Genomic DNA, 20233 nt, shown 5'->3' on the forward strand with positions numbered 1-20233 from the left:
GTAGGAAAAATCGCCTTGGTGGCTTAGATTAATTCCTGTTGAGAACGAATCAACCGACAGCCGCCCACAACCGCTTCAGATCGAGATGTTCGGCGAGCGTATCAGCGAGACGCTCCAGCGACGCCTCGCGCAGCGCCGGATAGTCGATCGCCTCGGCTTCCCTCAGCCCCGCCCACGCGAGCAGCGACGCGCACGCGGCGGGCGTGTCGAACAGACCATGCACGTAGGTCGCGAGAATCTGGCCGTCGGCGGAACGGGCGCCGTCGGGGCGCAGGGCGCCTGTCTCGTCGGCGAGCAACAGCGCCGGCGCATCGAGCGCGGGCCCTTGTGTTTCGCCCATGTGAATCTCGTAGCCGGAGATTCCAGCGGCTTCGGTGGCGAGGCGTCCCGTCACGTTCTTGAGCGTTTTCTCGCGCGTGAGCGTCGTCGAAAAGTCGAGCCAGCCGAGCCCGGCCACCGTCGCGGGCGGCCCTTCGACGCCATACAGGTCCGCCACTTCGCGCCCGAGCATCTGCATGCCGCCGCAAATCCCGATCACCCGTCCGCCGTAGCGCAGATGCCGTTGCAGCACGGCGTCCCAGCCCTGCGCGCGCAAGAACGCCAGATCGCCCTGCACGTTCTTTGAGCCGGGCAGGATGATCAAATCCGCGGGCGGCGGCGTGCTGCCCGCGCGCACGTAGTGGAAATCGACTTGTGGATGGGCGCGCAGCGCATCGAAATCCGTGTGATTGCTGATGTGCGGCAGCACCGGCACGACGACGCGCAGCATCTCCAGACCATCCGCATTCGCCGCCCGCAATTCGCGCGGCAACATGTCTTCGGCATCGAGCGTGAGGCCATGCAAATACGGCACGACGCCAAGCACGGGCTTGCCCGTCTTCGCTTCCAGCCAGTCGAGCCCCGGCTGCAACAGGCTCACGTCGCCGCGAAAACGGTTGATCACGAAACCGCGCACGCGCGCCTGCTCGGTCTCGGACAGACACGCGAGCGTACCCGTCAGGTGCGCGAACACGCCGCCGCGATCGATGTCCGCGACGAGCACGACGGGGCAATCGACGGCTTCCGCGAAACCCATGTTCGCGATGTCGCGTTCGCGAAGATTGATCTCAGCGGGACTGCCCGCGCCTTCGACGAAGATCGTGTCATACGACGCCTTCAGCCGCGCATACGATTCGAGCACCGCTTCGAACGCGACGGGCTTGTAGTCGTGATACGCGCGCGCGTCGAGATTCATGCGCGCCTTGCCGTGGATGATCACCTGCGCGCCACGGTCGCTGGTCGGCTTGAGCAGCACAGGGTTGAGATCGGTATGCGCGTCGATGCCCGCGGCCACCGCCTGCAATGCCTGCGCGCGGCCGATCTCGCCGCCGTCGACGGTCACTGCGCTGTTGAGCGCCATGTTCTGCGGCTTGAACGGCGCGACCCGCGCACCCGTGCGCCGCGCGAGACGGCACAGACCGGCGACGAGCGTGCTCTTGCCCGCATCGGATGTCGTGCCTTGAATCATCAGCGTGCCGCGCGGCACGTCGAGCGGTTCAGTGGAAGCGTCGGGAATGGAAGCCACAGGTGCGCGAACAGGGTGAGAGAGGAAGCCCGCATTATCCCATCGCACTCAAGCCCACGCGCTTGAACGATGGGACAGTCGGTACAATCACGCGATGATTTCCCGCGACCTCACCTTCGTCCTCGGCGGCGCGCGCTCGGGCAAGAGCCTGCACGCCGAACAACTCGCGAGCGCGAGCGCATTGCCCGTGACCTATGTCGCGACCGCGCGCATTGGCGACGATGAGTTCGCCGCTCGCGTCGCGCGTCATCGCGAGCGTCGGCCCGCGCAATGGGCCTTGCTCGAAGCGCCGCTCGATCTGCCGCAAGCCATCGCGTCGATCGATCAGCCTGAGCACTGCGTGCTGATCGACTGCCTGACCTTGTGGCTCGCGAACCTGCTCTGCCCTGCCGACGGCTCGCCGCCGCTAGCCGATTACCTCGACCGTTTCGCCGCGCTCGAAACGACGCTCGCGAAGGCGCGCGCGAAGATCATCGTCGTCAGCAACGAGATCGGGCTTGGCGTCGTGCCGCTCGGCGCGGCGACGCGCCTTTATGTCGACGAACTCGGCCGTCTCAACCAGCGCATCGCCGCGATCAGCACGCAGGCAACGATGATGGTCGCGGGCCTGCCGCTGCAACTGAAACCCGCGAGCCGCGCATGATGCTGCTGTCCTTGCCGCTTGTCGCGACACTCGCCACGGCAGCCGTCGCCGTCGACAAATGGCTCGGCGAACCGCGCCACGCGCATCCGCTGGTCGGCTTCGGCAAGCTCGCAGCAAAGCTCGAAGCCGCGCTGAATACGGGACGGCGCGGCCGGCTGTTCGGCATACTCGCGTGGCTGCTTGCCGTCGCGCCGCCCGTTCTGATCGCCACGTGGCTCGTGCTGACGCTGCCGTTGATCTGGTCGTGCGCGCTGCATGTCGCGCTGCTTTACTTCGCGCTCGGCGCGCGCAGTCTGCACGATCACATCGAGCCGATCGGCCGCGCGCTCGCGAAACGAGATCTCGCGCAGGCGCGTGTGTTGACGGCGCGCATCGTGTCGCGTGAAACATCGCATGCTGATGAAAGCGCGCTGTCGCGTGCCGCCGTCGAATCGGCATTGGAAAACGGCAACGATGCGATCTTCGGCGCGCTGTTCTGGTTTGCGATCTTTGGCGGTCCGGGCGCGCTCGCGTTTCGTCTCGCGAATACGCTCGATGCGATGTGGGGTTATCGCACGCCGCGCTATCTGCGCTTCGGCTGGGCGGCCGCGCGTTTCGACGATGTGCTCAACTACGTGCCCGCGCGTCTGACGGCCCTCAGTTACGCGTTGCTCGGTGACACGCGAACCGCCTTGCAATGCTGGCGCGAACAGGCGCCGCGCTGGGACAGTCCGAACGCGGGACCCGTGATGGCATCCGGCGCGGGCAGCCTCAATGTGCTGCTCGGTGGCGCAGCCGTCTATCACGGCGCGATAGAACAGCGTCCGACGCTCGGCGCCGGCCACACGGCGAGCGCGCAGCATATCGAGGCGGCGCTGATACTGGTCGAGCGCAGCGTGATCCTGTGGCTCGCCATGTTCATCGCACTCGCGCTGCTTAGCGTGCCGTTTCAGAGCTAGACGATGACGCGAACCATTCAGCACGGCGGCAATCTGCATGAAGCGGCGCGCCGCTATGAGATCCCTTACGACGCGTGGCTCGATCTGTCGACGGGCATCAATCCGCATGGCTATCCGGTGCCGCCCGTTCCCGCCGATGCATGGCGGCGTCTGCCCGACAACGGCGACGGCTTCGCCGAACGCGCGGCACGTTACTACGGCGCGCCGGACGAATCTCATGTGTTGCCTGTCGCGGGAAGCCAGGCGGCGATCCGCGCGCTGCCTCACCTGCTTCGACAGGGCACGGTCGGCATCGCACCGCTGACGTATGGCGAATACGCGCCTGCGTTTGCGCGCGCGGGGCATCGCGTGACGACGCTCGACGTCACACGTTTGACCCTGCCCGACGACATCACGCATGCCGTCGTCGTCAATCCGAACAATCCGACGGCCGAACATCTGCGCGCCGCGACGCTGCTGCAATGGCATGAAACGCTGAGCGAACGCGGCGGCACGCTGATCATCGACGAAGCGTTTGCCGATACGATGCCGTCCCAGTCGCTCGCCCCGCAAACGCATCGCCAAGGACTCGTCGTGCTGCGCTCGCCCGGCAAGTTCTTTGGTCTCGCGGGCGTGCGCGCGGGCTTTGTGCTGGCCTGCCCTTCACTGCTCGAATCACTCGATCAAGCGTTGGGTGCATGGACCGTCAGCGGCCCTGCGCGTCATGCCGTCAGCGCCGCATTCGCTGATACAACATGGCAGCACGACATGCGCGCGCGGCTTGCAGAGGAAAGCGCCCGTCTCGTCGCGTTGCTGTCGGCACACGGCTTCATCGTGCATTCGACGCCGCTCTTCGCATGGATCGCCGACACGCGCGCCGTGCAACTGCACGATGCGCTCGCCAGGCAAGGCATCTGGACACGCTTCTTCGCCGATCCAGCGAGCGTGCGCTTCGGCCTGCCTGCAACGGAAAACGAGTGGACTCGCCTTGAAACCGGCCTGCATCAAGCGATGACGGCGCTATAAGAACGATGCGACTTTTCAGATCACTTCGCGCACTGACCGCAACCTGCACGCTCGCCATCACAACGCATGCACATGCGGCCATCACCGTCGCCGACGACACAGGCGCGACCGTCACGCTCGCGCAGCCCGCGCAACGCGTGATCAGTCTCGCGCCGCACGTAACGGAAATGATCTACGCAGCGGGCGGTGGCGCGAAGCTCGTCGGCGCGGTCGCGTACAGCGACTATCCGCCCGCAGCGAAACAGGTGCCGCGCGTCGGCGACAACAAGGCGCTCGATCTCGAACGCATCGTCGCGTTGAAGCCCGATCTGATCGTCGTATGGCGGCATGGCAATGCGCAGCGGCAGACCGACCGCCTGCGCGAACTGCACATTCCGCTCTACTTCAGCGAGCCGCATCGACTCGACGATATCGCCGTATCGCTGACGAAGCTCGGCACGCTGCTCGGCACGTCGTCATCCGCCGACGCGGCGGCGCGCACGTATCGCGACGAGATCGCGCGCTTGCGCACGCGCTATTCGACGCAGCCTGTCGTCAGCGTGTTCTATCAGGTATGGGACGAGCCGTTGATGACGCTCAACGGCGAGCACATGATCAGCGATGTGATCGCGCTATGCGGCGGACGCAACGTGTTCGCAAAGCTCGAACCGCTGGTGCCGACGGTATCGACGGAAGCAGTGCTGGCCGCAAATCCCGAAGCGATCGTCACGGCCGCTCCCGGCGCGACGCAGCCCGACCGCCCGCTACCGTCGCTGGACAAATGGAAAGCATGGCCCGGCATGACGGCTGTGGCGCGCAACAACCTGTTTGCGATCGACGGTGATCTGATCAATCGCCCCGCGCCGCGTCTCGCGCAAGGCGCGGCGCAACTGTGCGAAGACCTCGACGTCGCGCGCTCGCGCCGCGCGGGCCACTGAACGACGTCACGCGTTCCAGCGCACGATCGACCATTGCAGGTTCGTATCGTCGCGGCGCAACCAGACGCAACCCGCCATATCGATCGACCATGTCAGGCAGCGTTCGACGGGCAACCCGAGCACAGTCGCCGCGATCACGCGCATCACGCCCGCATGCGTGACGACATACGCCGGCGTCAATTCGCGGGTCTGCTGGAATACGTCGAACCACGCGCGCACGCGGCTCACGAACTGCTCGACGCTTTCGCCGCCATGCGCGCGCGCGCCTTCGAAGTCCTGTGCCCATGCATCGAGCAACGCGCGATCGATATCGTCCCAACGTTGCAACTCCCACGTGCCGAAGTCCATTTCCTTCAGACTGTCGTCGACGCTATACGCGCAACCAAAGTTCGCGGCGAGGGCAGTCGCGACCGTTGCGCAGCGCGTGAGCGGACTCGACAGCAGCACGCGGGGCGCGGGCACCTGCAAGGTGGCAAGACGCACGGCGACGGCAGCCGCCGAAGCTTCCGGCGGATCGGCGAGCGCCACGTCGCTCTGGCCATAGCACACGCCCTCTTGTACAGAAACAGCCGGGTGTCGGATCAGAACGATATCCATGCGAGTCCCACCAGGTAGATGGCCAGTTCGAAGATCTGCTGCGCAAAGCCAAGGCAATCGCCCGTATAGCCGCCGATGCGTCTGATGAAATAGCGGCCCAGCATGAAACGCAACACGACGAGCACGAGCAGCGCAATGCAACCGGCACGCCACTGCGGCCAGAAGAGCCACGGCATACCCAGAAAGATAGCGCAGCCAAAAGCATTGCGTGACATGCGCTGCGCAACGGGTTTGGCCTTGCCTTCCGCTCGCACGTAGTCGAGCGTCACGAGATAGCTGATTGCACAGGCACGGCTCGCCGCATGCGCCGCGATCATCAGCCATGCCGCGTAGAGCGGCGGCAAGGCGGCGAGCGTTTGCCACTTCAATGCAAGCGCGACCATCAACGCAATCGCACCGAATGCGCCGATGCGTGAGTCATGCATGATCCGCAGCGTATCGTCGCGTGTATAGGCGCCGCCGAACGCATCCACGCAATCGGCCAGCCCGTCTTCATGGAATGCGCCCGTGATGAGCAGCGTCGTTGCCATCGACAGCAGCACGGCGACGCCCGGTGGAAAGATGCGCAGCGCAGCCATGTATACGATTGCGCCCGCTGCGCCCACCAGTGCGCCGATCAATGGAAAGTAACGCGCCGCCGCGTTCAGATAGTGCGGCTCGTAGCCGACCCAGCGCGGCACGGGCACACGCGTGAAGTAGCCGAGCGCTGTGAAGAAATAACGCAGTTCATTCATCGCTGGTTCGACGCATTTTTTTCATCACAGTTCTCTCGCTTCGAACGTCAGGATTGATGCAGGCGCCGCGCATCATGCATCGCGTTGCGCGACGCCGGCCGATTCGAAGCTCGCCATCTCGTTGACGAACGCCACGGCTGCGCGCAGTAAAGGCATAGCAAGCGCCGCGCCCGTTCCTTCGCCCAGCCGCAGATCGAGCGCGAGCAGCGGCACCGCGCCGAAGTGATCAAGCATGCGCCGGTGCCCCGCCTCGTTCGACGCATGCGCGAACACGCAGTAATCGCGCACGGCAGGCGCGAACGCGTCGGCCACCAGCAGCGCGGAGGTCGCGATGAAACCGTCGACGACGATCGTCATGCGTGCCTCTGCCGCCGCGAGATACGCGCCCGCCATCATCGCGATTTCGAAGCCGCCGAAGGTTGCGAGCACATCGAGCGGATCATTCGATGCCGGGTGATAAGCAAGCGCCGCCGCCAGCACATTGCGCTTTTTCACGAGGCCGGCATTGTCGAGACCCGTGCCGCGCCCAACGCAATCGTCGATAGGCACGCCGCACAGGCGGCTCATCAAACACGCAGCCGACGATGTATTCGCAATGCCCATTTCGCCGAAGCCGATCACGTTGGTGCCGAGCGCCGCGTGATGACGCACACGGTCCGCGCCCGCGCGCATCGCGGCGAGCGCTTCGTCGCGCGTCATCGCGGGCTCTTGCGCGAAGTTGCGCGTGCCACGCGCAACGGGGATATCGACGAGCTTCTCGTGCGGCGCGAACTCATGCGCGACACCAGCATTCACCACTTCGAGTTCGAGGCCCGCAACGCGGCTGAACGCGTTGATCGCCGCGCCGCCAGCGAGAAAGTTGAGCACCATCTGCGCCGTCACCGCTTGCGGATACGGACTCACGCCCGCGTTCGCAATGCCGTGATCGGCGGCGAAGACGATCATCGCGGGACGTGTGACAGTGGGCTGCGTGCTGCGCTGGATCATGCCCATCTGACGCGCGAGCGCTTCGAGCTGGCCGAGACTGCCGGGCGGCTTGGTCTTCAGGTCGATGATGCGTTGCAGTTCGGCGCGCAATGTCTGGTCGAGCGGCTCGACGATAGGCAGGGAATGCGATGTGGTCATGTTCGTGTTTGCGTGAAGAGTTCGGTTCATGCGTGTTCAGTTGCGAGACGCTGCGCGCAGCGCCGGAATCAGCGCTTCATCGTCGCCGTCGCGGATCAGTACGAGCGGATAGCCGAATGCGCGGCTGGCGAGTTCGGGCGTCAGCACGTCGCGCGCGGGTCCCGCATGCGCGATGCCGTTGCCTTCGAGCAGCAGCGCGTGCGTCGCGAAACGCCGCGCGAGATTCAGATCGTGGCACGAGAACATCACTGTACGCCCGGCGCCGCGGGTCCATGCGCTCAACGCTTCGAGGCAGTCGATCTGATGATGCAGATCCAGATGCGCGAGCGGCTCGTCGAGCAGCAGCAGCGGCGCGTCCTGGCATAGCACGGCCGCCAGCGCGACACGCTGCCGCTCGCCACCCGACAGCGACAGCACGTCGCGCGAAGCGAAGTCCGCGAGACCGAGCGCATCGAGCGCCGCATGCGCGGCTGCGTGATCCTCGTCTCGCTCCCAACCCCAGCCGGCCAGATGCGGAAAACGGTTTAGCAGCACGATGTCGAGTACGCTTGCATTGAATGCATCGTGCGATGTTTGCGGCATCAACGCACGGCGCTGCGCGAGGCGCGCGAGCGGCCATGTGTTCACATGCATTCCGTCCAGTTCGATGTGCCCTTTCGCTGGACGCATGAGACCCGCGAGCGTCGAGATGAGCGTCGTCTTGCCCGCGCCGTTCGGCCCGGCGATGCACCAGACTTCGCCCGGATAGAACGTGTGCGTGAAGGCATCGAGCAAGGTGCGCGAACCGGCGCGCAAGGTCAGTTGGTCTGCGTGCAGCGTGGTATCGGCGCTTGAGCGTGCGTTCATGCGCGCCTCCGTCGAAGCAGCATCCACAGGAACACCGGCACGCCGATCAACGCGGTGATCACGCCGACGGGCAACTGCGCAGGCGCGATCACGGTGCGCGCGATCAGATCGGCGCCCATCACGGCAACGCCGCCGCCGAGCGCCGCTGCGGGCAGCAGCATCCGCTGATCGTTGCCGAACACGAGACGCAGCATGTGCGGCACGACGAGCCCGACGAAGCCGATCGTGCCGCCCGTCGTCACAGCAGCGGCAGCGGCGAGCGACGCGACCAGATAGACGCGTAGCCGCGCGCGCATCACGGGCACGCCGAGCGCTTGCGCCGCGGCGTCACCGCGCAGCAGTACATTGAGTTGCGGCGCGATGGGTACGATCGCGAGCAACGCGATGCACAGCGCAGCGAGCGCGAGCCACGGCATGCCGCCACCGTTCAGATCGCCTGTCAGCCAGAACAGCATGCCGCGCAGGCGGCTGTCGGGCGCGACCGTCAACAGCAACGTGATGATGGCGCCCCACCCCGCTGCGATCACCGCACCCGTTAGCAGCAGACGCGGCGATGCGTCCTGCGGCTCGCTGCGCCACAGCGCGCCGCGTGCAAGACCGAGCACCAGCAGGATCGACACGAATGCGCCGGCGAACGCCGATGCATCGACGATCCACCACGCGCAGCCCGCGATCATCGCGACGAGCGCAAAGCTCGCCGCGCCGCCCGACACGCCGAGCACGTACGGCTCGGCCAGCGGATTGCGCAGCAGCACCTGAAGCAACGCGCCTGCAAGCGCAAGCAACGCGCCGCAACCGAAGCCGGCGAGCGCGCGCGGCAGGCGCAGCGTGCGAACGATCTGCGTGGCGAGATCGGACGATACGTCAGTCGACGGCAGCAACGCGTCGAGCACGCGCGACGGCGCGACGCTCACGCTGCCAAGTGCAAGCGACGCCACGAAGACCGCGAGCGCCGCGATGCCGAGCGCCGTCCAGATAGCGAGCGCGCGCTTCGCGCTCATGCCTCGCGCGACCTGGATCGGCTGATGTTGCGGCTGACGTTGCACGAGTCCGCTCATCGCGCGTCACTGCTGCTGCCAGCCGAGCGTGATATAGGCGCCGCGCCTTGGCGTGTTGTACGTGTAGGCGAGTTCATAGTCCTTGTCGAAGAGATTCTGGATTTGCGCGGCCACGTACCACGCCTTCGTGATGTTGTAGCGCGCGGACAGGTTCACGATGCCATAACCGCCGAGCGCCGTGCCGCTGTCGTCGCGCTCGCCGCTCAGGAGCCACTCCCCGCCCACCCGCCAGCTGCCGATATTGCGGTTCGCGGCGAACGACGCGAAATGACGTGCGCGACGGTTCAGATCGGTATGCGTGTCTTCATCGACGGGATTCTGGAATGTTAGGGCCGCGCGCACATCGGTCTTGCCGACGTGGCCCTGCCACGATCCTTCGATGCCCTGCACTTTCGCATGCCCCACGTTCTCCGCGACGTAGATTCCTGGCGTGGTTTGCACATAGTCGATCAGGTTCGTGTAGCGCGTCTGGAATGCCGTGAGCTTCAACAGGCCGAGCGCATCGGATGCGTACTGCAGCGCCGCTTCGACAGAATGGCTGTGCTCCGGTTGAATGAGCGGATTGCCGCTGTACGGGTAGTACAGATCGTTGAAGCTCGGCGCGCGAAACGCATCGGACCAGCTTGCAGTCACCTTCCAGTGCTCGTTGAAGTCGTAGCCATAGCCCAGATAGTAACTGTTGGCTCCGCCGAAATCCGAGTACTGGTCGCGCCGCAGGTTCGCCTGGATCTGGCTGTTGCCGAAGCGCCCCGTGTAGCCCGCGAACCCCGAGTTCACATGACGCGCGGGCGCGTTGTACTGATTCGAGTCGAGCGTCTGGTCGAGATGCTCGTAGCCCAGTTGCAGCTTCTGGTCACGTGCAAACGTGAAGTCGTTCTGCCACGTGTACTGCCGGTTGTCCGAATCGTAGCGGTACAGATAGTCGCCATTGAGCGACGTGTTGCTGCGATCGTTGCCCGTCGCGACGACGAAGCGCGTCGTCCACCAGTCGGTGAGCTTGCCGTTCGCAAAGGCTGAAGCCGTCTGCACCTTGCTGTGCAGGTTGTTGAGATCGGTGGGCAGGCCGAAGGGATTGTCGAAGCTGTCGTTACCGTTCGACTGGAAGTAGCGCAGGCCGATGTCCCACTGGTCGTTGAGCTTGTGGCGCAGCGACGCGCTCACGCTCTCGTTGAAGTAACCGTTCGCGTTCGGATTGACGGGCGCGAGCGCCGGGTCGATCGACGAAAAGCCGTCCGTCTTCGCGCGCGCGAGCGTGACGCTGAAGGTCGTGCGGCCGTCCTTGTCGAGCGCGCCGTCGACGCCCGCCGCCTGCCGCTGCGTGTGATAGCTGCCGTACTCGACGTCGAAGTGAAAACGCGGCGGATGATTGCCGCCGTCCTTCGTGAACACCTGCACCACGCCGCCGATCGCGCCCGAGCCGTACAGTGCCGACACGTTGCCGTTGACCACTTCGACGTGATCGATCTGGTCGAGCGGAATCTGTTCGAGCTGCGCGTTGCCCTGGCTCACCGAATCGACGCGCACGCCGTCGATCAGCACGAGGGATTGCGTCGACGATGCGCCGCGCAGAAACAGACTCGACGTCGCGCCCGGGCCGCCGTTGCGCACGACCTGCGCGCCAGGCGCGAACTGCAGCAGTCCCGGCAAGTCGCGCGCGCTGTTGTCCGCGATGTCCTGCGGATCGAACAGCGTGGTCTGCGGAATCGCGTCGGCGAGTCGCTGCGCACGACGGTCGGCCGTGACGACGATGGGTGACAAAGTCGTGGGGATTGTCTTTGACGAAGTTTCGGTCGAGCCGTTGTCCGATCGATCCGTGGATGTGGCGGATGGATTCGCCTCGTCGGCCGTCTGCGCGCTTGCCGCGAGCGGGACCGAAGAGAAGGCAATTACGGCGAGTGCAGCAAGCGGCGCGCGTCTGAAGTGTGGACACAGCGGGCGCGGAAACACCTGGCGCAGATACGCCGGGTGGACAAACACGGAGGTGAGCATCGAAAGAGTCCTGTGGGCCTGTGCGCGGCCCACTCCTCGTGGGCCGATGCCTGTACAAGGAGCGACACGTTCCTTGCCTCCGGCCGGTATCCGGGCTGACGACTGGCCGACCCGCCTTCCCACGCATCATGCGCAGTGGCGCTTCGCACGGCATCGGCTCTATGGATGGCTCGACGCGTGCATGGGTCGACCTGCAGGAACTGCGGTCGTTGTACCGTTGCGAGGACAGCGCAGGTTGGCTCGTCCGGGCGGACTTCGCTCCCTGCTTCCCGTTTAACTGCGCGCGGCGCGATACCGCGCGCGGGCACCAGAGTGCCGCAAGTGTAGAAGTGACGTACACACGCGTCAAGAAACGCGAGGTGGTCGCAGGGACGATGACGGTGGACTGTTAAAAGAGTCCCTTTTTCAAGGGTAAAAATGCGTGAATCGCGACGAGACACCTGGATAATGCGGCGTTAAAGCGCTACTGTTACGTCCTGAAACGAGACAAATGCCCGAGCGTGCGACATTCCGCGCTAGAATGCCATGTCTTTAGAGGACGCAGCACATGCTCACCGAACTCGAAACACTGTCACAGAACATCGGCCGGCTGATCGAGATCAGCCAACGCTACAACGAAGCGCGCCTCGCACTCGAAGAACAGCTCGCACAAGCGCGCGCCGAATGCGAAGCGACCCGCGTAGAACTCGAACAGACTCGCGAAGAACGCGCCGCATTGCAAGCGGAGCGCGATGCGCTGTCCGCGAAGATCGACGACGCGCAAGTACGTCTGAATGCCATCCTCGAGAAGCTGCCGCGCGCTCGCGGTCACGAGCCCGACAATCAACTCGATCTCCTCGCGCCCGAGCAGCAGGCGCAGGCCAATCACGACGCGAACCACGACGCGACCCGCCACGGAGAAAACGCATGACCACGAAGCAGATCGAAGTGTCGATCCTCGGCCAGCCCTATCGTCTCGCCTGCTCGGCGGAAACGGAAGCGGCGCTGCTCGAAGCCGTGGCCCGTGTCGATGCCGAGATGTCGAAGATCCGCTCGAACAGCAACGTGCGCGGCCAGGATCGTATCGCCGTGATGGCGGCATTGTCGCTGGCATCGGAACTGCTTAGGCTGCAAGCCAGCGTGCGGCACGGAGAATCATTTCCCGCCGAAGAAATCCGGCGTACAATGCACCAGATGAATGAGCAGCTTGGCACTGTGATCCAACAGTACAGCAGCGTGCAGTAAAGAGAATTCTGTTGGGCTTGATTGTTTTGCGGTCGGGCCCATGTTGTAGAGCAAACGCTTTTAAGCTTCCCTGCCTGGTTCGCCAAGGTCATATATTCCTTGAACCAATGCTATATGCACGGTTGCGGAAATTTGTAGCACGGGTGTGCGCGTCACTCTGTCTGATGTACCCGAAGTGCTGCTAACTGCGACCAATTCTGAACCTCAGGTTCAGGATGCCGGCCTAGCGGCTAAGGCGGGGACCTATACGAACGGCATCGGACTTTATCCGATGCCGTTTTTCTTTGGGCGTGCGCTTTGCGTTGGTTGGCGAGCACCGCGTTGCAAACCGTTTGAACCCGACTGTTCGACGAAGACTTCCTTCTACTTCACGTTCAATCCGACTCATGCGCTACTGGCTGATGAAGTCCGAACCGGACGAAGCGAGCATCGACGATCTCGCGAATGCCCCGCAACGCACGCTGCCCTGGACGGGCGTGCGCAACTATCAGGCGCGCAACTTCATGCGCGACATCATGAAGACGGGCGACGGCGTGCTGTTCTATCACTCCAGTTGCCCTGAGCCGGGCATTGCGGGCATCGCCGAAGTATCGTCGACGCCCTACCCTGACCCTACCCAGTTCGATCCGAAGAGCCCGTACTACGACGAGAAGTCGACGCAGGAAACGCCGCGCTGGACGCTCGTCGATGTCGTGTTCAAGAAGAAGATCAAGTTGATTCCGTTGGCGGCGTTGCGCGAGCATCCCGAGCTTGCCGACATGCGTGTGCTCGCGAAGGGCAACCGTCTGTCGATCACGCCCGTTACGGAGGCGGAATGGGCGTTCATCACGAAGCAGCTTGCGAAGCGCGCTGCATGAACACGTGGTGAATACGTAAGTTCGCGGGACATTCGAGTATTCACTCGGGAACCAGACGACCCTTTCAGACGCCTAACCGCCTCGCAAGCGTCATGCCACGCGCGCCGCGCAACTGTGCCTGGCGACGTGGACCTCGACGCATGCATGCATAACCTGCTCAACGAAGGAGTCGAACAATGACCAGAAAATCCGCGCTCGTATGGGCGCTCGCGGCGGGCGCCTGCGCGGCGCCTGTTGCACTCGCGCTCACGTCCGTCGCGGCCAACGCGCAAACCGTTGTGCAGCAGTATCAGCCGGCCGGCGTGCTGTCGCTGAACGCGCAGGCGAGCACCGACGTGCCGCAGGACGTCGTCGATATCACGCTGTTCTACGAACAGGAAGCCAGCGATCCGTCGTCGCTGACGGGCACGTTGAACCAGCATGCCGATCAGGCGTTGCAGAAGGCCAAGGGTGTGAGCGGCGTGACGGCGCGCACCGGTTCGTTCTCGATCTATCCGTCGACGGATCGCGATGGGCGTATTTCTGCATGGCGCGGCCGCACGGAGGTTGTGCTGGAGTCGCACGACTTCGCGGCGGCATCGAAACTCGCGGGGCAATTGTCTTCGATCATGCAGGTTGGAAATGTGCAGTTTTCACTGTCGCCGGAGGCAGAGCGCGCTGCAGGGCAGAAGCTGACGGGGCAGGCGATTGCATCGTTCAAGCAGCAGGCTACGGCGGCTGCGCAGGCTTTTGGGTATAGCGGTTATACGATTCGCGAAGTGAATGTCGGGCATAGTGGCGGCGTGCCGCCGCGGCCTGTCATGATGATGAGCATGCGGTCGGATGTTAGCGCCAAGGCGGCGGCGCCTGTGCCTGTTGAAGGTGGGACGTCTACCGTGACGGTTAATGTTTCAGGGTCTGTGCAAATGAAGTGATTTTTTTGTCTGCCGACGCTGTGGGTGGTTTGCTTGTGTTTGCGCTGGCATCCGCGCTTCGTTAGCTTGCTTCAAGCGTCGCCCCTGTGCGGGGCGGCACCTACTTTTCTTTGCCGCCGCAAAGAAAAGTAGGCAAAAGAAAGCGGCTAACACCGCCAATCCTTGTTCCTGCCTGAGGGCCCCCAACCGGTCCCTCACTTCACACGGCAACCTTCCTGTTCGCGTTCGTTGCCAACGCTCCTGCGCTGCGCCTCACCCGCTTCACACACCCGCATTCGGGCATGCCGTGCCAGATAGTCCACCGCCGCCCAGGTGGCAAACTGTGTGTTGGCCCCTTGTGCTCCACACGCGTCACTCCGGACCGATAGCGCAGGCGTTCCACCCTGTAAGAGCGCAACCCTGTACGACGCGACAGCCTACACACAGTTTGCCACCTGGGCGGCACATACCATTCGCTGCCGCTGGCCTTTGTACGGGAGTTTGAAGCAGGTGAGGCGTTTATTCGAAGGGTTGGCAACACGCGCCAACAGAGACGTTGCCGTGTGAAGCGTAAGACCCGTTGGGGGCCCTCAGGCAATGAGAAATGTTGGCGGTGTGAGCCGCTTTCTTTTGCCTACTTTTCTTTGCGGCGGCAAAGAAAAGTAGGTGCCGCCCCGCACAGGGGCGACGCTTGAAGCACGCTAACGAATCGCGGATGCCAACGCAAAGACAAGCAAACCACCCCAGCGTCGCAGACAGAAAAAAAAACCACATCAACCTACATTAACAGCCCGCGCAGCCTCACGCCCATTCCGCCGATAAGCCCACACCAACATCAACACCCCAGCAATCACCATCGGCAGCGACAGCCACTGTCCCATGGACAGCCCAAACGCCAGCAGCCCGAGAAAGTCATCCGGCTCACGCGCGAACTCGACCGTAAAGCGAGCAAGACCATAGCCAATAAGAAAGACAGCCGAAGCAGCCCCAACAGGCCGCGGCTTACGCGTAAAAAACCACAGCACAAGAAACAGCACCACACCTTCAAGCGCGATCTCATACAACTGCGAAGGATGCCGCGGCAGCATGTGATATTGCGCAAACACCTCACTGAGATGCCACTGCGCGGCCTGCGCCGGATGCGCCGCCAACCAGCCTGCGTCTTCATTCGCGGCACCGGGGAACAGCATCGCCCAAGGCGCATCTGGCGACGTCACCCGCCCCCACAACTCACCATTGATGAAGTTACCCAGCCGCCCAGCAGCAAGGCCGGTAGGCACCATCGGCGCGACAAAATCGGTCACCTGCAGCCACGTACGCTTACGCTGCCACGCGAACAACACCATCGCCAGCGTCACGCCGAGAAACCCGCCATGAAACGACATGCCCCCTTCCCAGACCTTGAAGATGTCCAGAGGATGCGCGAAGTACCAACTCGCCTTATAGAACAGCACATAACCAAGCCGCCCGCCGAGTATCGTACCGAGCACGCCATAAAACAGCATGTCGTCGATATCCTTCGGGGTCCAGCCTTGTGCCGCGACATGCGGCAAACGCAGCCGCAACCGGCCCACGACGATCGCCATGACAAAGGCGACCAGGTACATCAGGCCATACCAGCGGACGGCCAGCGGTCCCAGATGAATGGCGATGGGATCGAAATTCGGGTGAATGTGCATCGTATCGTTATAGGGGTTCGGTAATCTGGAAACTCAAGCGCATTGGACGCGCCGCGCCGCAAAGGGTTCGCCGCTAGCCGGCAAGCACATCGGCATGAGCACGCACGATGTCGATGAAACCGGCCAGCACAGGGCTCACTTCCGCCGTGCGCCACACGAGCCCGGTGACAACGGCCGGCACGGCCTCACGCAACGGACGATACACGACGCCCGTGCGCCGCAGGTTACGCAACGATTGCGGCACCAGCGCGACACCCATGCCCGCGGACACCAGGCTCACGATCGTCTGCATCTGGATCGCTTCCTGGCCGATGTGCGGCGTCAGGCCGGCCGCGCCGTAGCAATCCATAATGATGTCATAAAAGCCTGGCGCGAGACGCCTTGGGAAAACGACCAGCGGCGCGTCACCCGCTTGCGCGAGGCTCAACGGCTCGTCGCGCCATTCGATCACGCCCGCCCCGCTGCCCCCATCGCCTTCCGCATCACCTTCAATACGCGCCGCCATCTCCGTCGACATCGCGATCACCAGCGGCTCGCGCGCCAGCGGCAGCCACGACAGCTGCGACGCGTAGCGCGGCGGCAGTGGCCCGATCACCAGACCTGCATCGACGCGCCCCGCGACCAGTTCGTCGATCTGCACGTCGCTGGTCGCTTCGAGCAGTTCGAGCCGCACGCGCGGATGGCGCGCGCCGAACTCGCGCAACAGCGGCGGCAACAGCCCGTAATCCGCCGTCGACACGAACGCCAGCGACAGCACGCCCGCCTCGCCGCGCGCAAGACTCTGCGCCAGCGGCCGCAGCCCTTCCGCGCCCGCCAGCAGCCGCCGCACCTCAGGCAGCAGATCCGCGCCGACCGACGTCAACTCGACGGAGCGCTTGGTGCGCGCGAACAGTTCGACGCCCAGCGTGTCTTCGAGCGCACGGATCGCCTGCGACAGCGGTGGCTGCGTCATCGACAGCCGCGCCGCCGCGCGCCCGAAGTGTTTCTCTTCGGCGACGGTCACGAAATAGCGCAACTGGCGCAGATCGGGGACGGCAGGCAGGCTCATTGATACATTTTACGACCTAATAGACGCTGAATAATATATTGGACATTCTTTTGCAGAAACTCCATTCTTGCCCAACGCGTCCGAACTAGACTAAAGAACCCGCGCTGGAACCGCCCAGGCCGTTGCGCCGCAAGCGGGAAGCGAGCCGATCGGCGCGCACACCAAAACAACTGGATGGAGCTCCCCATGCCGTACAACCGTCGCTCGAAGAACATTACGCAAGGCGTCGCGCGTTCGCCGAACCGCTCGATGTATTACGCGCTCGGCTACCAGAAGGAAGACTTCGACAAGCCGATGATCGGCGTCGCCAACGGCCACTCGACCATCACGCCGTGCAACGCCGGCCTGCAACGCCTCACCGACGCCGCCGTCGAAGCCGTCAAGCGCTCCGACGCGAACCCGCAGACCTTCGGCACGCCGACCATCTCCGACGGCATGTCGATGGGCACGGAAGGCATGAAATACTCGCTGGTGTCGCGCGAAGTGATCGCCGACTGCATCGAGACCTGCGTGCAAGGCCAGTGGATGGACGGCGTCGTCGTGATCGGCGGTTGCGACAAGAACATGCCGGGCGGCATGATCGGCCTCGCGCGGATGAACGTGCCGGGCATCTACGTGTACGGCGGGACGATCAAACCAGGCAAATGGAAAGGCACCGACCTGACCATCGTGTCGTCGTTCGAAGCGGTCGGCGAGTTCACGGCGGGCCGCATGTCGCAGGAAGATTTCGAAGGGGTCGAACAGAATGCCTGCCCGAGCACGGGCTCGTGCGGCGGTATGTACACGGCCAACACGATGAGCTCGTCGTTCGAGGCGCTCGGCATGTCGCTGATGTACTCGTCGACGATGGCGAACCCGGATCAGGAAAAGGTGGATTCGGCAGCGGAATCGGCGCGCGTGCTGGTCGAGGCCGTCAAGAAGGATCTCAAGCCGCGCGACATCATCACGAAGAAATCGATCGAAAACGCCGTCGCGCTCATCATGGCGACGGGCGGCTCGACCAATGCCGTGCTGCACTTTCTGGCCATCGCGCACGCGGCGGAAGTCGAGTGGACCATCGACGACTTCGAGCGGATGCGCAAGAGAGTGCCTGTGATCTGCGACCTGAAGCCGTCGGGCAAGTACGTCGCGACTGACTTGCACCAGGCAGGCGGCATCCCGCAAGTGCTGAAGCTTCTGCTCGACGCGGGCCTGTTGCACGGCGACTGCATGACCATCACCGGCAAGACGATCGCTGAAGAACTGAAGGACGTGCCCAGCAAGCCGCGCGCGGACCAGAAAGTGATCTATCCGATCGACAAGGCGCTCTACAGCGAAGGCCATCTCGCGATCCTCAAGGGCAACCTCGCGGAAGACGGCGCCGTCGCGAAGATCACCGGCCTGAAGAACCCGGTCATCACGGGCCCGGCACGCGTATTCGACGACGAGCAAAGCGCGATGGACGCGATCCTCGCCGACAAGATCAAGGCAGGCGATGTCGTCGTGCTGCGCTATCTCGGCCCGCGAGGCGGCCCAGGCATGCCGGAGATGCTCGCGCCGACGTCGGCGATCATCGGCAAGGGGCTTGGCGAATCGGTCGGCCTCATCACCGACGGTCGCTTTTCGGGCGGCACGTGGGGCATGGTCGTGGGTCACGTCGCGCCGGAAGCGTTCGCCGGTGGCACGATCGCGCTCGTGCAGGAGGGCGACTCGATCACGATCGACGCGCACAAGCTGCTGTTGCAACTGAACGTCGACGACGCCGAACTGCAACGCCGCCGGGGCGCATGGAAGCAGCCCGCGCCGCGTTACACGCGCGGCGTGCTGGCCAAGTTCGCGGCACTCGTGAAGCCGGCGAACAAGGGCGCTGTGACGGACTGACGCGTCAGCCGTTCCGCGCCGCGTGGCTGACGCGGCGCAGCATCGCGGGTTGACGCAAGCAACGCTTCGATGGGCAAAGGGGCACACGGATCGCCGTGTGCCCCTTTGCTCTTATAATGCGTCCACCACGAGCCGGGCTGAGTCACCGGCGGAGACCATAATGAAATCGAAGTCGTATGCGGCATTCATGCTGGCAGGCACTTTGGCATTCACCGGCACAGCGCGCGCGCAGGCTCCAGGCCTTGCGCTAGCGCAAAAGCAGAATTGCATGAGCTGCCATTCGGTGACGCGGCAGTTCATGGGACCTCCGCTGCACGATGTCGCCGCTAAATACGCGGCGCGCGGCGACGCCGTGGTCTACCTCACGCGCAAGATCATGGAAGGCAGCGCGGGCGTCTGGGGACCCGTGCCGATGCCCGCGAATACACAGGTCACGCAGGACGAAGCGATGTCGCTGGCAAGCTGGATTTTGACGCTCAAGTAACGCGCGCACGCATCACTTACTTGCCGGTCGTCGAATTGCCGAGTTCTTCGCGGATCGCCTCGCGCACCCAACTGAGCATTTCCGTTTCCAGCGCGAGCGCAACCTCGCGCGTGATCTGATTGACGAGCCAGGTCGTGTGATCCTGGAACGCGTCGCGGCAGCGCGCCTCGATCAGATTGCGGCCATCCCCTTTCAGATACGTCGCGAAACGGCCACGCAAACGCTCGGCCAGTACGTCGGCATCGTAGTCGGACCTCGCCGCAGGCGCAGGTACATGCTCTGCCGGTGCCGTCAGCGAACTCGGCAAAGGCGGCGCGACATACTGCTCGGCCGTCGAACCCGAACTGAACTCCGCTTCGCCCGGCACGAACTGAGCAGGTTCGCGCATCGGCGCAAGCGGCGATTCGTAGATGGAATCGAGAACGGGCACGTCATCGTCAGCGCTGATAGGCGGCGTTTGCGGCTCCGCATGTACGTCGTGCGGCGCTTCATGCAAGTCTTGCGCGTCGGGCGCCGCCGCATGCTTACCACGCGCATGCGAACCTTCATGAGCATGCGAGCCGCTGCGCTTCGGCCGCTTCGCCTTGGCGTGCGGCTCATGTAGCTCATGCGGCGCATGTGGCTCATGGCCCGTCACCATCACATCGGTCAGAACGGGGATGTCTTGATCGGAAGAGTCGGAAGATTGGGACACGAAAACACTCCCTTTAAGGATCGGACGAGCCGGTTCTGCGCGAATCGGACAAGACCGCGCATCGAGCGGACAGAACCC

At 63.9% G+C, this 20233-nt stretch carries 20 protein-coding genes, 1 other RNA gene and 1 riboswitch; of the genes, 11 read left to right on the forward strand and 10 right to left on the reverse strand.

Annotated elements, in window-relative coordinates:
• Positions 1-49: 49 nt before the first annotated feature.
• Positions 50-1507, reverse strand: coding sequence for a cobyric acid synthase (locus C2L65_RS11500; RefSeq protein ID WP_042314868.1), 1458 nt, complete (start codon positions 1505-1507; stop codon positions 50-52).
• A 151-nt stretch (positions 1508-1658) separates the two neighbouring features.
• Here C2L65_RS11500 and cobU point away from each other — a divergent pair, with 151 nt between their 5' ends.
• The 4 genes from cobU to C2L65_RS11520 are packed head-to-tail and all read left to right on the forward strand — an operon-like array spanning position 1659 to position 5067.
• Positions 1659-2207, forward strand: coding sequence for a bifunctional adenosylcobinamide kinase/adenosylcobinamide-phosphate guanylyltransferase (gene cobU, locus C2L65_RS11505; RefSeq protein WP_042314855.1), 549 nt, complete (start codon positions 1659-1661; stop codon positions 2205-2207).
• Positions 2204-3145 carry an adenosylcobinamide-phosphate synthase CbiB gene (gene cbiB / locus C2L65_RS11510; RefSeq protein WP_042314854.1) on the forward strand — a complete coding sequence of 314 codons (942 nt, stop codon included), beginning with the start codon at positions 2204-2206 and terminating at the stop codon, positions 3143-3145. The genes cobU and cbiB overlap by 4 nt, the downstream gene beginning before the upstream one ends.
• A 3-nt stretch (positions 3146-3148) precedes the next feature.
• Positions 3149-4150, forward strand: a complete 1002-nt coding sequence (gene cobD / locus C2L65_RS11515; RefSeq protein WP_042314853.1) for a threonine-phosphate decarboxylase CobD — start codon at positions 3149-3151, stop codon at positions 4148-4150.
• A 5-nt stretch (positions 4151-4155) separates the two neighbouring features.
• Positions 4156-5067: a cobalamin-binding protein gene (locus tag C2L65_RS11520; RefSeq protein ID WP_042314852.1), complete on the forward strand. Its 912-nt coding sequence runs from the start codon at positions 4156-4158 to the stop codon at positions 5065-5067.
• A 6-nt stretch (positions 5068-5073) separates the two neighbouring features.
• On the opposite strand, the gene cobC is transcribed toward C2L65_RS11520, so the two are convergent.
• The 6 genes from cobC to C2L65_RS11550 form a co-directional block, all read right to left on the reverse strand.
• The gene (gene cobC, locus C2L65_RS11525; RefSeq protein ID WP_042314851.1) at positions 5074-5664 is read right to left on the reverse strand and encodes an alpha-ribazole phosphatase; all 591 of its coding nucleotides are present in this window, start codon (positions 5662-5664) and stop codon (positions 5074-5076) included.
• The gene (locus tag C2L65_RS11530; RefSeq protein WP_042314850.1) at positions 5649-6398 is read right to left on the reverse strand and encodes an adenosylcobinamide-GDP ribazoletransferase; all 750 of its coding nucleotides are present in this window, start codon (positions 6396-6398) and stop codon (positions 5649-5651) included. The genes cobC and C2L65_RS11530 overlap by 16 nt, the downstream gene beginning before the upstream one ends.
• Before the next feature lie 72 nt (positions 6399-6470).
• On the reverse strand, positions 6471-7523 hold the full coding sequence (gene cobT, locus C2L65_RS46540; RefSeq protein WP_042314849.1) for a nicotinate-nucleotide--dimethylbenzimidazole phosphoribosyltransferase: 1053 nt from the start codon (positions 7521-7523) through the stop codon (positions 6471-6473).
• Positions 7524-7559: 36 nt separating this feature from the next.
• Positions 7560-8369, reverse strand: coding sequence for an ABC transporter ATP-binding protein (locus C2L65_RS46545; RefSeq protein ID WP_042314848.1), 810 nt, complete (start codon positions 8367-8369; stop codon positions 7560-7562).
• A complete protein-coding gene (locus C2L65_RS11545) occupies positions 8366-9427 on the reverse strand; it encodes a FecCD family ABC transporter permease (protein WP_042314847.1) in 1062 nt (353 codons plus the stop codon). Before C2L65_RS11545 ends, C2L65_RS46545 begins: the two co-directional genes overlap by 4 nt.
• Positions 9428-9433: 6 nt before the next feature.
• Positions 9434-11416, reverse strand: coding sequence for a TonB-dependent receptor domain-containing protein (locus C2L65_RS11550; RefSeq protein ID WP_042314846.1), 1983 nt, complete (start codon positions 11414-11416; stop codon positions 9434-9436).
• 64 nt (positions 11417-11480) lie between these two features.
• Positions 11481-11743: riboswitch (cobalamin riboswitch) on the reverse strand.
• Between the two features lie 220 nt (positions 11744-11963).
• On the opposite strand from C2L65_RS11550, the gene C2L65_RS11555 reads away from it, so the two are divergent.
• From C2L65_RS11555 to C2L65_RS11575, 5 genes are all read left to right on the forward strand, one after another.
• A complete protein-coding gene (locus C2L65_RS11555) occupies positions 11964-12326 on the forward strand; it encodes a hypothetical protein (RefSeq protein ID WP_007588567.1) in 363 nt (120 codons plus the stop codon).
• Positions 12323-12640 (forward strand): cell division protein ZapA, encoded by a 318-nt coding sequence (locus tag C2L65_RS11560; RefSeq protein WP_007588566.1) that lies wholly within the window; start codon positions 12323-12325, stop codon positions 12638-12640. Before C2L65_RS11555 ends, C2L65_RS11560 begins: the two co-directional genes overlap by 4 nt.
• A gap of 64 nt (positions 12641-12704) precedes the next feature.
• Positions 12705-12886, forward strand: a non-coding RNA gene (ssrS, locus tag C2L65_RS11565) — 6S RNA.
• 140 nt (positions 12887-13026) lie between these two features.
• Positions 13027-13497 (forward strand): EVE domain-containing protein, encoded by a 471-nt coding sequence (locus tag C2L65_RS11570; protein WP_042314844.1) that lies wholly within the window; start codon positions 13027-13029, stop codon positions 13495-13497.
• Between the two features lie 176 nt (positions 13498-13673).
• A complete protein-coding gene (locus C2L65_RS11575) occupies positions 13674-14411 on the forward strand; it encodes an SIMPL domain-containing protein (RefSeq protein ID WP_007588563.1) in 738 nt (245 codons plus the stop codon).
• 752 nt (positions 14412-15163) lie between these two features.
• Here the strand turns inward: C2L65_RS11575 and lgt are convergent.
• Both lgt and C2L65_RS11585 read right to left on the reverse strand, forming a co-directional pair.
• On the reverse strand, positions 15164-16069 hold the full coding sequence (lgt, locus tag C2L65_RS11580) for a prolipoprotein diacylglyceryl transferase (RefSeq protein WP_042316925.1): 906 nt from the start codon (positions 16067-16069) through the stop codon (positions 15164-15166).
• Positions 16070-16142: 73 nt separating this feature from the next.
• Positions 16143-17117, reverse strand: coding sequence for a LysR family transcriptional regulator (locus C2L65_RS11585; RefSeq protein WP_042316923.1), 975 nt, complete (start codon positions 17115-17117; stop codon positions 16143-16145).
• A gap of 186 nt (positions 17118-17303) precedes the next feature.
• On the opposite strand from C2L65_RS11585, the gene ilvD reads away from it, so the two are divergent.
• The gene (ilvD, locus tag C2L65_RS11590; RefSeq protein WP_042316926.1) at positions 17304-18977 is read left to right on the forward strand and encodes a dihydroxy-acid dehydratase; all 1674 of its coding nucleotides are present in this window, start codon (positions 17304-17306) and stop codon (positions 18975-18977) included.
• Positions 18978-19137: 160 nt separating this feature from the next.
• On the forward strand, positions 19138-19461 hold the full coding sequence (locus C2L65_RS11595) for a c-type cytochrome (protein ID WP_042316921.1): 324 nt from the start codon (positions 19138-19140) through the stop codon (positions 19459-19461).
• Between the two features lie 16 nt (positions 19462-19477).
• On the opposite strand, the gene C2L65_RS11600 is transcribed toward C2L65_RS11595, so the two are convergent.
• Entirely contained in the window at positions 19478-20155 is a 678-nt protein-coding gene (locus C2L65_RS11600) for a DUF2486 family protein (protein ID WP_042316919.1), read from the reverse strand.
• Between the last annotated feature and the right edge of the window lie 78 nt (positions 20156-20233).

This window comes from Paraburkholderia terrae (assembly GCF_002902925.1).
Taxonomy (GTDB): Bacteria; Pseudomonadota; Gammaproteobacteria; order Burkholderiales; family Burkholderiaceae; genus Paraburkholderia; species Paraburkholderia terrae.

Excerpts from the sequence above, each read along its gene's own strand:
- lgt (WP_042316925.1), bottom strand. The coding sequence starts at position 16,069 with ATGCACATTCACCCGAATTTCGATCCCATCGCCATTCATCTGGGACCG.
- cobD (WP_042314853.1), top strand. The coding sequence starts at position 3,149 with ATGACGCGAACCATTCAGCACGGCGGCAATCTGCATGAAGCGGCGCGC.
- ilvD (WP_042316926.1), top strand. The coding sequence starts at position 17,304 with ATGCCGTACAACCGTCGCTCGAAGAACATTACGCAAGGCGTCGCGCGT.
- C2L65_RS11585 (WP_042316923.1), bottom strand. The coding sequence starts at position 17,117 with ATGAGCCTGCCTGCCGTCCCCGATCTGCGCCAGTTGCGCTATTTCGTG.
- C2L65_RS11550 (WP_042314846.1), bottom strand. The coding sequence starts at position 11,416 with ATGCTCACCTCCGTGTTTGTCCACCCGGCGTATCTGCGCCAGGTGTTT.
- C2L65_RS11555 (WP_007588567.1), top strand. The coding sequence starts at position 11,964 with ATGCTCACCGAACTCGAAACACTGTCACAGAACATCGGCCGGCTGATC.
- cobU (WP_042314855.1), top strand. The coding sequence starts at position 1,659 with ATGATTTCCCGCGACCTCACCTTCGTCCTCGGCGGCGCGCGCTCGGGC.
- C2L65_RS11545 (WP_042314847.1), bottom strand. The coding sequence starts at position 9,427 with ATGAGCGGACTCGTGCAACGTCAGCCGCAACATCAGCCGATCCAGGTC.
- cobT (WP_042314849.1), bottom strand. The coding sequence starts at position 7,523 with ATGACCACATCGCATTCCCTGCCTATCGTCGAGCCGCTCGACCAGACA.
- cbiB (WP_042314854.1), top strand. The coding sequence starts at position 2,204 with ATGATGCTGCTGTCCTTGCCGCTTGTCGCGACACTCGCCACGGCAGCC.
- C2L65_RS11530 (WP_042314850.1), bottom strand. The coding sequence starts at position 6,398 with ATGAATGAACTGCGTTATTTCTTCACAGCGCTCGGCTACTTCACGCGT.
- C2L65_RS11500 (WP_042314868.1), bottom strand. The coding sequence starts at position 1,507 with ATGATTCAAGGCACGACATCCGATGCGGGCAAGAGCACGCTCGTCGCC.
- C2L65_RS11570 (WP_042314844.1), top strand. The coding sequence starts at position 13,027 with ATGCGCTACTGGCTGATGAAGTCCGAACCGGACGAAGCGAGCATCGAC.
- C2L65_RS11595 (WP_042316921.1), top strand. The coding sequence starts at position 19,138 with ATGAAATCGAAGTCGTATGCGGCATTCATGCTGGCAGGCACTTTGGCA.
- C2L65_RS11575 (WP_007588563.1), top strand. The coding sequence starts at position 13,674 with ATGACCAGAAAATCCGCGCTCGTATGGGCGCTCGCGGCGGGCGCCTGC.
- C2L65_RS46545 (WP_042314848.1), bottom strand. The coding sequence starts at position 8,369 with ATGAACGCACGCTCAAGCGCCGATACCACGCTGCACGCAGACCAACTG.
- C2L65_RS11520 (WP_042314852.1), top strand. The coding sequence starts at position 4,156 with ATGCGACTTTTCAGATCACTTCGCGCACTGACCGCAACCTGCACGCTC.
- cobC (WP_042314851.1), bottom strand. The coding sequence starts at position 5,664 with ATGGATATCGTTCTGATCCGACACCCGGCTGTTTCTGTACAAGAGGGC.
- C2L65_RS11560 (WP_007588566.1), top strand. The coding sequence starts at position 12,323 with ATGACCACGAAGCAGATCGAAGTGTCGATCCTCGGCCAGCCCTATCGT.